The sequence below is a fragment of the Peribacillus folii genome, assembly GCF_030271255.1.
Classification (GTDB): Bacteria; Bacillota; Bacilli; order Bacillales; family DSM-1321; genus Peribacillus.
In genome coordinates this window covers 75,410-87,989 of sequence record NZ_JASJOM010000006.1, presented here as the reverse complement: position 1 = coordinate 87,989, position 12,580 = coordinate 75,410, and the positions used below count along the sequence as shown (strand labels likewise).

At 41.4% G+C, this 12,580-nt stretch carries 14 protein-coding genes; 10 read left to right on the top strand and 4 right to left on the bottom strand.

The features are described 5' to 3' along the window. The first annotated feature begins 196 nt into the window (after positions 1-196). Positions 197-379, top strand: coding sequence for a ComZ family protein (locus QNI08_RS11540; RefSeq protein ID WP_034314525.1), 183 nt, complete (start codon positions 197-199; stop codon positions 377-379). A 41-nt stretch (positions 380-420) separates the two neighbouring features. Here the strand turns inward: QNI08_RS11540 and QNI08_RS11535 are convergent, their stop codons facing one another. Continuing rightward, positions 421-651, bottom strand: a complete 231-nt coding sequence (locus QNI08_RS11535) for a hypothetical protein (RefSeq protein ID WP_285767584.1) — start codon at positions 649-651, stop codon at positions 421-423. Between the two features lie 366 nt (positions 652-1,017). Here QNI08_RS11535 and QNI08_RS11530 point away from each other — a divergent pair, with 366 nt between their 5' ends. The 4 genes from QNI08_RS11530 to QNI08_RS11515 all read left to right on the top strand — a co-directional run bounded on the left by QNI08_RS11530 (position 1,018) and on the right by QNI08_RS11515 (position 4,993). Continuing rightward, positions 1,018-1,953, top strand: a complete 936-nt coding sequence (locus QNI08_RS11530) for a beta-ketoacyl-ACP synthase III (RefSeq protein ID WP_285767583.1) — start codon at positions 1,018-1,020, stop codon at positions 1,951-1,953. 50 nt (positions 1,954-2,003) lie between these two features. Next, positions 2,004-3,242: a beta-ketoacyl-ACP synthase II gene (fabF, locus tag QNI08_RS11525; protein WP_285767582.1), complete on the top strand. Its 1,239-nt coding sequence runs from the start codon at positions 2,004-2,006 to the stop codon at positions 3,240-3,242. A 120-nt stretch (positions 3,243-3,362) separates the two neighbouring features. Next, positions 3,363-4,121: a DUF2268 domain-containing putative Zn-dependent protease gene (locus QNI08_RS11520; RefSeq protein WP_285767581.1), complete on the top strand. Its 759-nt coding sequence runs from the start codon at positions 3,363-3,365 to the stop codon at positions 4,119-4,121. A 116-nt stretch (positions 4,122-4,237) separates the two neighbouring features. Then, positions 4,238-4,993 carry a YjbA family protein gene (locus QNI08_RS11515; RefSeq protein ID WP_285767816.1) on the top strand — a complete coding sequence of 252 codons (756 nt, stop codon included), beginning with the start codon at positions 4,238-4,240 and terminating at the stop codon, positions 4,991-4,993. Between the two features lie 76 nt (positions 4,994-5,069). Here QNI08_RS11515 and QNI08_RS11510 read toward each other — a convergent pair whose 3' ends face one another. Both QNI08_RS11510 and trpS read right to left on the bottom strand, forming a co-directional pair. Beyond that, positions 5,070-5,240, bottom strand: a complete 171-nt coding sequence (locus tag QNI08_RS11510) for a hypothetical protein (protein WP_285767580.1) — start codon at positions 5,238-5,240, stop codon at positions 5,070-5,072. Beyond that, entirely contained in the window at positions 5,224-6,210 is a 987-nt protein-coding gene (trpS, locus tag QNI08_RS11505) for a tryptophan--tRNA ligase (protein ID WP_285767579.1), read from the bottom strand. Before trpS ends, QNI08_RS11510 begins: the two co-directional genes overlap by 17 nt. Before the next feature lie 541 nt (positions 6,211-6,751). Here trpS and QNI08_RS11500 point away from each other — a divergent pair. After that, entirely contained in the window at positions 6,752-7,921 is a 1,170-nt protein-coding gene (locus QNI08_RS11500; RefSeq protein ID WP_285767578.1) for a putative glycoside hydrolase, read from the top strand. A gap of 57 nt (positions 7,922-7,978) precedes the next feature. Here QNI08_RS11500 and QNI08_RS11495 read toward each other — a convergent pair whose 3' ends face one another. Then, positions 7,979-8,167 carry a hypothetical protein gene (locus QNI08_RS11495; protein WP_285767577.1) on the bottom strand — a complete coding sequence of 63 codons (189 nt, stop codon included), beginning with the start codon at positions 8,165-8,167 and terminating at the stop codon, positions 7,979-7,981. A 98-nt stretch (positions 8,168-8,265) separates the two neighbouring features. Here QNI08_RS11495 and QNI08_RS11490 point away from each other — a divergent pair, with 98 nt between their 5' ends. The 4 genes from QNI08_RS11490 (at position 8,266) to cls (ending at position 12,565) form a co-directional block, all read left to right on the top strand. Then, on the top strand, positions 8,266-8,847 hold the full coding sequence (locus tag QNI08_RS11490) for a GNAT family N-acetyltransferase (protein WP_285767576.1): 582 nt from the start codon (positions 8,266-8,268) through the stop codon (positions 8,845-8,847). 597 nt (positions 8,848-9,444) lie between these two features. Next, positions 9,445-9,840: a transcriptional regulator SpxA gene (gene spxA / locus QNI08_RS11485; RefSeq protein ID WP_034314502.1), complete on the top strand. Its 396-nt coding sequence runs from the start codon at positions 9,445-9,447 to the stop codon at positions 9,838-9,840. 473 nt (positions 9,841-10,313) lie between these two features. Further along, the gene (mecA, locus tag QNI08_RS11480; RefSeq protein WP_285767575.1) at positions 10,314-10,982 is read left to right on the top strand and encodes an adaptor protein MecA; all 669 of its coding nucleotides are present in this window, start codon (positions 10,314-10,316) and stop codon (positions 10,980-10,982) included. Between the two features lie 74 nt (positions 10,983-11,056). Beyond that, entirely contained in the window at positions 11,057-12,565 is a 1,509-nt protein-coding gene (gene cls / locus QNI08_RS11475; RefSeq protein WP_285767574.1) for a cardiolipin synthase, read from the top strand. Positions 12,566-12,580: the final 15 nt, after the last annotated feature.

The window sequence follows — 12,580 nt, the reverse complement described above, 5'->3', positions numbered from 1 at the left end:
GTGCAAAAACAAATTTCCGAATCCGGAAAGGATCTGCCTGTAAATTTGCTTCACGCCTTTTTGTTTAGTACCATGGAAGTCGATGGACAGCTTATCATGAACTTTTCTTCCGGATAGTCAATTTACGCCCTTTACGAAAGGGACATGGCGATTTATGATAATAATGGTGAATCTTCAATGGGGAGGAGGAAATGAAATGAGTTCAGACAAAACACTGGAATTCATGGGAATTGCAATGAAGTACTTCCCAGAGGCAAAAGCAAAACTTGAAGCAAGCGGTATCCCCTTCTCGATGGAGATGGCTGAGCCTTTCATGGAGCTTTTCAAAAGCGTCATGCAAGAAGCCTATGAGCTTGGCAAGCAAGATGCCCAACGTTAATTAAAAGGCAGGCTGTCCGTATGCGGGCAGCCTGCCTTTTTTTATTCCTTTTTCAAGAACTTTTCGATCATTGGACTAAAATTCAGTTTCTCGATGACTGGCTTATATTGCCCGTATAAGCCCATCAAAGTTTCGACGTTCTCCATCAACTTCATGTAATCGATACTGGATTCGCCTTCTTGATTATCCGCTTCTGCTTTCCTTGTGCCGAACATCAGATCCGAAAAAAGATCATTGTCGGTTTTGCGGTTGCTGCGGTTGAAGATATCCATGATCATTACCCCCTTTCCGCTTTTATTATTAAGTCTGGCTTCGCCTTCTTTGTTGGTGTTCACCATGTAACGCGGTAAGATTGGTTTCTCCTCGCTAATCCAACTGCTCCCGCAGAGTCCCGCGCTTGTGCTTCAATCAACCTGAAATGGTTTTCTTTTTAAAAACACAACAATTGTTGCGAAAAGAGCCATTAATAATGTATGTCCCCGAATCGCCTTGGAATAGGCTCATTACCGAGCGCGTAAACAGTTTCTTTTATACTTTCAAACTGTTAGCTCTTGCAAGGAAGTGATTTTTTATATAAAATTAGTACCAGGTAATAATAGATGCTTATAATAACTCATTAAATATAAGGGGATGGCAATATGAACGCTGGGATATTAGGGCTTGGCCGCTACTTACCCGAAAAAATCTTAACAAATGCGGATCTGGAAAAAATGGTGGACACTTCTGACGAGTGGATACGGACAAGAACGGGTATCGAGGAAAGAAGAATTGCCAATGATGATATAAATACTTCTGATATGGCTTACGAAGCGGCAAAGGCTGCATTGGAAAATGCAGAAATTTCGGCTGAAGACATAGATTTGATTCTTGTAGCTACAGTGACGCCGGATCAATCGTTCCCTACCGTCGCTTGTATGATCCAAGAGAAATTAGGTGCGAAAAAGGCAGCTGCCATGGACCTAAGCGCTGCATGTGCGGGCTTTATGTATGCAATGATTACGGCACAGCAATTCATTCAAACAGGTGCATATAAGCATGTGCTGATCGTAGGGGTCGAGAAGCTTTCGAAAATCACCGACTGGGAAGACCGTAATACGGCCGTTCTCTTTGGTGATGGTGCAGGCGCAGCTGTGGTTGGACCGGTATCAGAAGGTAAAGGGATCCTTTCCTTTGAATTAGGGGCAGATGGATCTGGCGGGAAGTACTTAATGCAGGAAGGGGAATTCCTTAGCATGAATGGCCGTGAAGTGTTCAAATTCGCCGTGCGCCAAATGGGGGAATCCAGCCTGAATGTACTTGATAAAGCCGGTTTGACAAAAGAGGATGTCGACTTACTTGTGCCGCATCAAGCGAATATCCGCATTATGGAAGCTTCAAGGGAACGCTTGGGGCTTCCGGTTGAAAAAATGACAAAAACGGTTCATAAATATGGAAATACATCTTCGGCATCCATTCCGATTGCCCTTGTGGAAGAAATGGAAGCAGGAAGAATCAAGGACAATGACCTGATCATCATGGTCGGTTTTGGCGGAGGACTCACTTGGGGAGCGATCGCCCTTAGATGGGGTAAATGAAAGAACAAGTAAACGAACGAACTTTTTAATAGTGGAAGGAGCCATTTCGAATGACTAATCGTCGTGTAGTAGTAACAGGTATTGGAGCCATTTCTCCAGTTGGTAATGATGCAGAAACAGGCTGGAAGAATATTGTCGAGGGGAAATCGGGTATAGGGCCGTTAACACGCTTGAATGCTGATGAGTACCCCGTTAAAGTGGCCGCGGAAATTAAGGACTTTGATATCGAGACATATATTAACCGTAAAGAAGCGCGCAAAATGGATCGGTTCACGCACTATGCTATTGCAGCATCCGTAATGGCTTATAATGATAGTAAGCTGGAAATAACGGATGAAAATGCTGCACGTGTAGGGGTTTGGATCGGTTCTGGCATCGGCGGGCTGGAGACCTTGGAAACACAGCATGAAAACTTCTTGAATAGAGGATACAAGCGTGTCAGCCCATTCTTCGTACCAATGATGATACCGGATATGGCAGCAGGCCAGGTATCTATCCTGCTTGGAGCTAAAGGGATTAATTCATGTACAGTAACAGCCTGTGCAACCGGAACGAACTCCATTGGTGACGCATTTAAGGCCATCCAGCGGGGAGACGCCGATGTCATGATCACAGGCGGGGCGGAAGCGCCAATCACGAAGATGTCGGTTGCCGGCTTCTGTGCAAACACAGCGTTATCTACTAATCCGGATCCTCAAACGGCAAGCCGCCCATTCGATGCAAATCGAGATGGATTCGTAATCGGTGAAGGAGCCGGAATCATCGTTCTGGAAGATCTGGAACATGCCTTGAATAGAGGGGCAAAAATCTATGCCGAGATAGCGGGATATGGGTCAACAGGAGATGCCTACCATATTACGGCTCCGGCACCTGGCGGGGAAGGCGGGGCAAGAGCGATGAAAATTGCGATTGATGATGCCGGCTTGAATCCGGAAGACATTCAGTATGTGAATGCCCACGGAACAAGTACGCCATATAATGATAAATATGAAACCATGGCAGTCAAGGAAGTCTTTGGCGACCATGCCTATAAACTTGCGATTAGCTCAACTAAGTCCATGACGGGGCATATGCTAGGGGCAGCAGGCGGGGTAGAGGCGATATTCACGATTCAAGCGATCAGGGACAGCATTCTGCCGCCAACCATCAATATTGTAACGCCAGATCCTGAATGTGATTTGGACTATATCCCGAATGAAGCAAGGAAAGGTGAAATAAATGCTGCCATCAGTAATTCCCTTGGATTCGGTGGACATAACGCAACGATTCTTTTCAAGAAATATCAATAAGTTTGGAAGGGCAGATCTTTTAAGATCTGCCCTTTTTTCATTCAGCCGTAAATGTAAGGGGGAACATGTGGCAACCGCTTATTGGAATCATAAGATAGTCAAAAAGCGGGGTGCAGGAAAATGGGGATTATTTCGACTGACGAATGGCTGAAGAAGGATTTCAACCGCCCGGTCCAGATGATGGAAAGACTAAAAGGTACGTTCCGCAATACGGTTGATGGAGATGTGATTTATCAGCATTTATTGAAGCACGGCATGTATTCTCCGAATCAAAGGACGAAAGCCACTTGGGAATTTTTACAAGAAAACGATGCGTGGGAAAAAACTCAAAATCTTTTTACAGCTTACAGGAAAATGTGGGGAGGCCCGGATGTACCCATCTATATTTTTCCGCTGATGTCTTCGGTGATGTGGAAAAAGAAGAATGAAAAGAAATCAGGGGTGGCATTTGAAGATAAACTGTTTCTTTTTTATGACATGGACATAAATGACAAGGAAATGGAGGCCGTGCTGATTCATGAATATCATCATGTCTGCCGGTTGCATCATTTAGATAAGGATCAGAAGGAATTTACGCTTCTTGATACGATGATCATGGAAGGGCTCGCTGAACGAACGGTCGAGAGATATTTAGGTTCAAAATATTTAGCTGGATGGACCAAGTTATATCAGAAAGATAAACTGCAAGAGTTCTGGAGCAAGCATCTGGAAGAAAAGCACTCGATAAAGCGCACAGACCCCCTTCATGATGTCCTTCTGCTTGGCCAAAAAGGATATCCGCATATGCTTGGTTACTGCAGTGGCTTTCATTTAGCGGGGAAATCCAAAAAACTATCCGTGAAAAAATCCTTCATCATCCGATCTGAAGAATTCTTATAAAGAACGAATTCATACGTTCTTTTTTTATTAATCTGTTTTTTGGAATAGGAATAAATTGTATGGTTCCTGCCTATACTGATTGACAAACAGAAATTTGTTTAAGTGAGGGATGAATGATGCTATATCTTCATGATGTATGGGTTAACTGGTTTGAAGGAGAAGAAAACGGCTATAACATTTGCCATTTTCACGAATGGAGGAAGGATGATGGGATCGAATTGTTAGATCAAGTCCCATTATTGAAAGTGTCTGCAACATTGTTCGACTACATAGAGAATGACTTGTCGGAATTGCCTAAGCCGCTGCTGAATGATGTGTATCAAAAAGCGTACGCTAGGAAAAATCATGAACGAATTCAGCTTGACTATTGTTTTATCGTAACTGATGGAAATGGAATCCTGGCTGTAGATACGATAGGCTATCATATTCCCATCAGGAAAAGCAGAATTATTCCCCGCCAGGAGCAAATTGTTTATGACATGATTGAAAATCACGATGTCCTGGATTACACATTTACTGAAAAACCTACATCTGAAAAAGAATATCACATTTTATCGCCGTCGCCCTTATTCATGAATGGTTTGACTAGAAAGGAAAGGCAGCTGAAACAATTACTCTTCATGGCAATGGATCAATTGTTCACGGCGAAAAACACCGCAGAAATCCGTTATTGGTATACAGAATGGGCCCCGGAAAAATATGAGAGCATACAGGACATGGATTTTCAAGTAGCGTGGCTTGAGTTATATGAAGAAATGAAGGAAGGCTGGTCAGAAAAGCACCTTCAACTTTGTGAGAACTTGGTGAAGGGGCAGCCTTTTTTTGAAAAGCTCTGGCAAGTTGAGGCAGGCGACAGCCCGTCGATTTTATAGAAAGACTATCAAAAAAACGATCTGTTGTGATCGTTTTTTTGGTTTGGAACCATGTTTCGATTCTGCAGGCACCAAGTCATTTTTCCAGGCTGGCCGGACGTTCCATCTTCTCCTTGGAGAGGGGATTGGCATTTTCCATCGCTTTCATCAAAAAGGGTTCGGGAATGATATCATTCCCGAACCCTTTTGTCTGCAAAACGTGACGATCCGATGAAGATCGTCGTTTTATTTTATCTTTTTCTGCCAAGTCCCATGCCGTTATACATTTTCCTGATCATTTTATTGGCTTCCTTATTTGCTTTTTCTGCACCGCGATCCAGGATTTCATCCAATTCAGGTGAATCGATCAATTCATTAAAGCGTTCTTGGATAGGAAGGATCTCAGCGAGAACCACTTCAGCTAAATCGCTTTTGAAGTCGCCATACCCTTTCCCTTCGTACATCTCTTCGATCTCTGCATAGTTTTTCCCGCTGAAGATGGAGTAGATGGACATCAGGTTGGAAACCCCTGCCTTGTTTTCTTTATCATAGCGGACAATGCCTTCAGAGTCGGTCACTGCGCTCTTGATATTTTTTTCAATTTGTTTCGGATCATCCAATAAGGCGATCGTCGCCTTTTTATTGGTATCGGATTTGCTCATTTTCTTTGTTGGCTCTTGAAGCGACATGATTCGCGCCCCTTCTGTAGGAAGGCTAATTTCAGGGATTTTGAAAATGTCGTTGTGCTTTTTGTTGAACCTTTCAGCCAAATCCCTTGTCAATTCAAGATGCTGTCTTTGATCCTCTCCGACAGGAACAACGTCGGTACCATAAAGGAGAATGTCGGCAGCCATCAGCGGCGGGTATGTAAGCAGTGCAGCCGATACCCCTTCCTTACCAGAGGATTTATCTTTAAATTGTGTCATTCTCTCCAGTTCGCCGATATAGGAAATGCTTTGTAAAATCCAGCCTGCCTGGGCATGCGCCGGCACCTCTGATTGAATGAAGATCGTATTCTTTTCAGGATCGAGGCCAATGGCCAAGTATAGGGCAGCTAAGGTTTTAATGTTTTGCCTTAATTTAAGGCGATCTTGCGGTACGGTTATGGCATGTTGGTCAACTATACAAAAGAAACACTCATACTCATTTTGTAATTTCACGAATTGTTTCATGGCTCCGATGTAGTTACCTAACGTTACTGAACCTGATGGCTGTATGCCGGAGAAAATCCTTTTCAACTGCTAGTCACTCCTCTAATTGCGTTTATTGATAAATGGAAATTCGCTCTTCATTATTGTAAGGATAAATAGAAAATGAATCCACTTTTCTTTGAAAGAAATGCCCGTCTACGGAGGTAAACGTTCATTTAAATCTCGTGGAGGGCCATTTGGCCTGTATCGATGCTATTTCAGAGAATACGAAATGTCCACTATACCTGTATTTTAGCATTTATTCATATTAAATGTATAATCCAATCGGCAAGAAGCTTTTCGCCATATGATTTTAATGTCCTTCATTCTTCTCATATATCGTTTTCTTGATAAAATGCAGAAATAAAGGAAAATCAAACCGTTTTCGATTTTTCACGATGCCCGGATGTTTTTAGGGAAGGCTACAGACAAGAGAACGTATTTCATGATAAGTTTTGTATGGCAGGTTTTATTAACTTTTTTAATATATAGGAGTAATGTTGATTCATTGTGGTATTAAAGAAAGGGGATTTCCGTTTTTGTAACAAATTGATGACTGATGGCGAGTGAGGTGGAGGATATGAAATCAATGAGTAAATGGTTGATGACAGGAGTTTGCGTTTTCCTGGTTCAGCAGCCCGTTCATGCACAAAGCATGAATGAAACGAGGCAGGTGGCATTGGAAACAAAGGAACTGCCTGTGAATGCACCGCGTTTTGTTTTTGATTCGGGTTTGAAATTCGATTATCCCGATGCAGTACGCGGTATATATGTAACGGGGCCCGCAGCGGGCGGCAATAAATTGAATGAATTGATCAATTATGTGGATGAGACCGATTTGAATGCGATGGTTGTCGATATTAAGGATGACTGGGGTAACATTACGTATAAGGCCAAAGATTCCGATTCTCCATATGCAGGAATTGGTAAGGACTACATAAAAAATCCAAAGGCAATGCTGAAGAAATTCGAGGATAAAAAAATCTATCCGATTGCAAGGGTTGTTGTATTCAAGGATTCCCTTCTGGCCAAAGAAAAGCCCGAATGGTCCTTTCAAGATGGTGAAGAGGTCTGGAAGAACGGCCGGGGGGAAGCCTTTGTCAATCCCTTCTTAAAAGAGGTATGGGATTATAATGTCGGCATAGCCATTGAAGCGGCAAAAATGGGCTTTAAGGAAATCCAATTCGACTATGTCCGCTTCCCTGAAGGGTTCGAGAATAAAGAAGACGATTTAAAATATGATATGGGTGAATATGATGAAGCCAAAGTGAGTCATACAAAAAAACGTGTCCAGGCAGTGACCGATTTCGTAAGGTATGCGAAGGAGCGCCTGGAGCCTTATGGAGTGAAGGTATCGGTGGATATTTTCGGTTATACGGCCACTTTGCCTGAAGCACCTGGTATTGGCCAAAACTTCACGAAAATCTCTGAGAATGTCGATGTCATTTCCTCAATGATCTATCCAAGTCATTGGACCTCTTATTTTGGCATCGATAAACCTGATTTGGAGCCTTATGATCTCGTTAAGGAATATGCGAAACTGGAGAAAGGTAAGCTGGAGGAATTAAAAACCCCACCGACTTCCAGGCCATGGCTGCAAGATTTCACCGCTTCGTATTTAGGAGAGGGGAATTATCAAAAGTATGGCAAAAAACAGGTGGAAGCCCAAATAAAAGCGTTAAACGACAATGGAATTAATGAATACCTATTGTGGAATGCAGCGAACCGCTATACTAAGGGAGTCGACTATACCCCGTGAAAAAAAGGATGACCGAAAGGGAAAATAATCATTTCGGTCATCCTTTTTCTCTCTGAATTACTGCTTTTTATTCCCGCCAACTTTATTCCACCCTGACTGAATTCGTTTCGATTGATCGAAAATATGAGAGTGACGTTTCCCGCCAAACCATTTTTCGCCGATGGCGTTCGTCACAACGCCATTCACGGCTGTAATGCCTATTACGCAAGCGGCGACCAGAATGAAGTCCATAAAGTAACTGATCATTATAAACCCCTCCTAATATTTTCAAGTTACTGTTGGTTCTATTGTAGTGGATAAAAGAGAGTATGGAAAGTGAAAAACTGTGAAAAGGAGATGGTATCATGAATTGGTATGAAAAGCTTAATCAATATTTCCCGATTGAAGAAATGAAGTCCAAAGAGCATATAGACGTCCTATTGGAGGATAAGAAAGAAATATATATAAAAGATGAAGGGCCTGACCATGTTTTATTATATGTTGAAGGAAAAGAGTTTATATTCATCGATTATTTATTTGTATCCAAGAATTCACGGGGGCAGGGACTGGGAAGGAAATTGATTCAAAAACTGCAAAAGAAACAAAAAACGATCTTATTGGAAGTAGAGCCTATCCAAGAAAATGATGACGATTCCTTAAAAAGGCTGCGGTTTTATAAAAGGGAAGGCTTCAAGCACGCTTCTTCGATCACCTACAGCAGGAAATCGCTTGCCACCAAGGAGAAGACCCCGATGGAAATCCTATATTGGCCGTCAGCTCCCTCTGTTGGAGAGGAAGACGTTTTCGATTTCATGAAAGAAATTTACTCGGAAATCCATACCTACAAAGATGACGATCTTTACGGTAAGTCCTATCAAGATGTCGATGACGTCCTGAGTTTGGATGCGAACCAGGAAACGGATATTTTTAAACAGATGGATGTTTGAAGCAAAAGGGCCGGCCCATCGCCGGCCCTTTTGTTTGTCAAAAAAAAGCGCCGCTCGAATAAAATAAGTGAGAGGATAAAAAACAGCTTGAACGACGAAATAAATGAGCAGAAGGTGTAATTTGCTTGCCTAATGGGACTTTTAGTTTCCTTTATTTAACTTTTTTGATGGCATATGCTAAAAGAAGCGTTTTTTAGGTGAAGGCAGGAATTCGGTTAACATTAAAGAAAATATATTTAAAGCTTTTGTTTAGTGAAAGTGAAAGGGGGTAAATAAAAGTAACGTGCAAATCAAAGGAATCATGAGGGACGAATTGAGAGTTAAATGAGAATGACAGCCAGGTATTTTCAATTAGGAATTTTGATTGATAATGTATTACATAAAATTTAGAAAAAGCTATAGTACAGGTAAAACAAGAAGTTTAAAAGGATTTTCTCAAATATCAAAAAGGGTATTCATTTTAAATAAATTAGTGTATAATATGGTTTAAGAAATACTTATTTAAAATTATTTCAAATTAGAGTGGTACTTATGAATACTAATAGTAGATTTCCCCTCATAGATCACCGATTCTATATTTAGGGAGTGTGAGTAAACATGGTAACATTATATACATCACCTAGTTGTACTTCATGCAGGAAAGCAAAAGCATGGTTAGAGGAACATGAGATTGGATATAAAGAAAGAAATATCTTTTCAGAACCGTTAACGATTGATGAGATAAAGGAAATACTTCGAATGACTGAAGATGGCACTGACGAAATCATTTCAACACGGTCTAAAACTTTCCAAAAGTTAAATGTGAATTTGGAGAGCTTGCCTCTTCAAGAATTATATAAATTGATCAAGGAAAATCCCGGATTGCTTAGACGCCCGATTATCCTTGATGAAAAAAGGCTTCAAGTTGGTTACAACGAAGATGAGATAAGACGCTTTTTACCGCGTAAGGTTCGTACGTTCCAGCTGCGTGAAGCGCAACGCATGGTTAATTAATAAAAGGTTTTTCAAGCTCTGCCAGGAATTGTGCAGGGCTTTTTCTTTATACATAACACATATTTAATCGCTTTTTTTCTATAATATCGGGTACATTTATCGATTCTTTGCCAAGAGTGGATGTTTGGTGTTTCCGGGCATATCCTATATTCAGACTTCATTTCAAGCTAAAGGATGAACGTGGGGCACCTCATTAAGATGGTGCGGGGAAATTGACAGGGCGCACGGTGAAATTTGCATGCAGATGAATTTTTATATAGAATGAATGGAATATTAGGCAAACAATTGTTTTTTAGATAAGTAATGTTTTTTATTTCCCTTCTTCAAGGTTTTGTCATAAAATGATGTAAAATAGTCTGTTCCACTGACTAACATGATTTACAGTATTCACTTACGGGTAAAGAGCTTTAAGGGCAATTTTCGCTTGGGGGTTATTATCCCTTCAAAATGAGAAAGGAAGGGAGAGGGGAATCATGGAAATCGAACGCATTAATGACGATACAGTTAAATTTTATATTTCCTATATAGATATTGAGGAAAGAGGCTTCGATCGCGAAGAAATTTGGTACAGCCGTGAGAGAAGTGAGGAACTTTTTTGGGAAATGATGGATGAAGTGCATCAAGAAGAAGAATTCATGATTGAAGGACCTTTATGGATTCAGGTTCAAGCCCTTGAAAAAGGCTTGGAGGTATTGGTCACAAAAGCCCAGCTTGCCAAGGATGGTCAGAAACTCGAGCTGCCTCTTTCAGATGATAAGTTAAAGGATTTGAATGTATCGGATAAGATGGATACGCTTCTTGATCAACATTTTCATGGTAAGGATGAAGAAAGCGGCATGACATTCGAAGACGGTATGATCGAGTTCATTACAACTTTCGAAGATTTTGAAGATGTCATATCTTTAAGCAAGCGTCATGGCTTGGATGACTGGACAACGAAACTTTATGTATATCAAAATAAATATTACCTTTATATCGAGTTCTCCGAGTCTGAAATCGACGAGGAAGAAATTGATAATGTTCTTAGCCTTTTATTGGAATACAGCCAGGAGTCACCAATAACGGTGCACATGCTTGAAGAGTACGGGAAAATAGTCATTGAAAATGATGTATTCTCAACGGTCGATAAATATTTCGCATAAATGTTGGGGCCGATTTCAGTAGAAATCGGCCTTTTCGACCTTGTGCCTGTGTTAATTAAATGGAGGTAGCTTATGTGAAGAATATAGTCGGCGTCAGCCTGCTTTTTCTCTTGTTAATCGGCATTTGGTTTTTCCTTATAAATGAAGCCAAGGGCGGATTTGTTTTTTATTCAAGCCTCATTCTTACTACATTCTTGACGATAATCGGATTTGTCATCTTCCTTGAAAATAGGAATCCCGTCCAAACGATTACATGGCTTGTAGTTTTTGGAGCTTTCCCGTTGATCGGCTGCATTTTTTACTTTTTGTTCGGCCGTAATTACAGAAAAGAAAGGATATTTCGCAAGAAGTATTTTTTGGATAAGCAATCATTCGTGAGAATAAGCGGTGAGGCGGAACATCACGAACGATTAAAAGAAATGGGGGAAAGTTCAAAACAATTAATTACCCTTGCAAACAGGCTGGGGAATAGTCCGATTTCTTTTTCGACTGAATCGCGGATACTAAGGAATGGCCAAGAAACCTTTTTCAATATCATCGAACAATTAAAAAAGGCGAGACATCATATCCACTTGGAATATTATATCGTTAGGGATGACCGCATTGGCTGCGCGTTAAAGAATCTCTTGATGGAGAAGGCGAGTGAAGGGGTGAAGATCCGTTTTCTCTATGATGCAGTCGGTTCCTGGAAGCTGGCTCGTTCCTATATCGATGACCTGAAGCAGGCTGGAGTAGAAATGGCCGCTTTTGGTCCTTTGAAGCTTCCTTTTTTAAACAATACCTTCAATTTTCGTAACCACCGAAAAATCATTGTAATCGATGGTTCTGTGGGATTTGTGGGAGGTATCAATATTGGAGATGAATATTTGGGCCATGATTCAAAATTCGGTTATTGGCGTGATACACATCTTATCGTAAAAGGAGAAGCTGTCAGGACGTTACAGCTCATTTTTTTGCAGGATTGGTATTACAGCACCGATCAAAGCTTTTTAACGGACGAATATCTTATGACTGATATGCCGCAGCATGATGCTCATGGAGGAGTCCAGTTGATTGCCGGAGGTCCGGACAGTGAGTGGACGGTCATTAAGAGCATTTTTTTCAAGATGATCACTTCGGCAGAAAAGTCTGTCTGGATTGCTTCTCCATATTTCGTACCTGATGATGATATCCTTCAGGCACTGAAGGTGGCCGCGTTAAGCGGTCTGGATGTCAGACTGCTCGTGCCCAAGAACCCTGACAAACGGATTGTATACCATGCTTCGAGAACCTATTTTCCCGAAATGCTTGCTTCGGGTGTTCGCATATTCCAATATAACGAGGGCTTCATGCATAGCAAAATCATCATTGTTGATGGTCAGTTAGCCTCGATAGGGACAACCAATATGGATATGAGAAGCTTTCATTTGAATTTCGAGGTCAATGCCTTTCTTTATGGAACAAAAAGCACCCAACAGCTTGTGAATGATTTTGTGGAAGACTTAAAGGTTTCTCAAGAGGTGGAGATTGCTGCATTTTCCAAGCGGAACATTTGGTTGAAGGTCCTTGAATCCACCTGCCGGTTACTATCACCGCTTCTTTAAAGAGTAAATCAATCA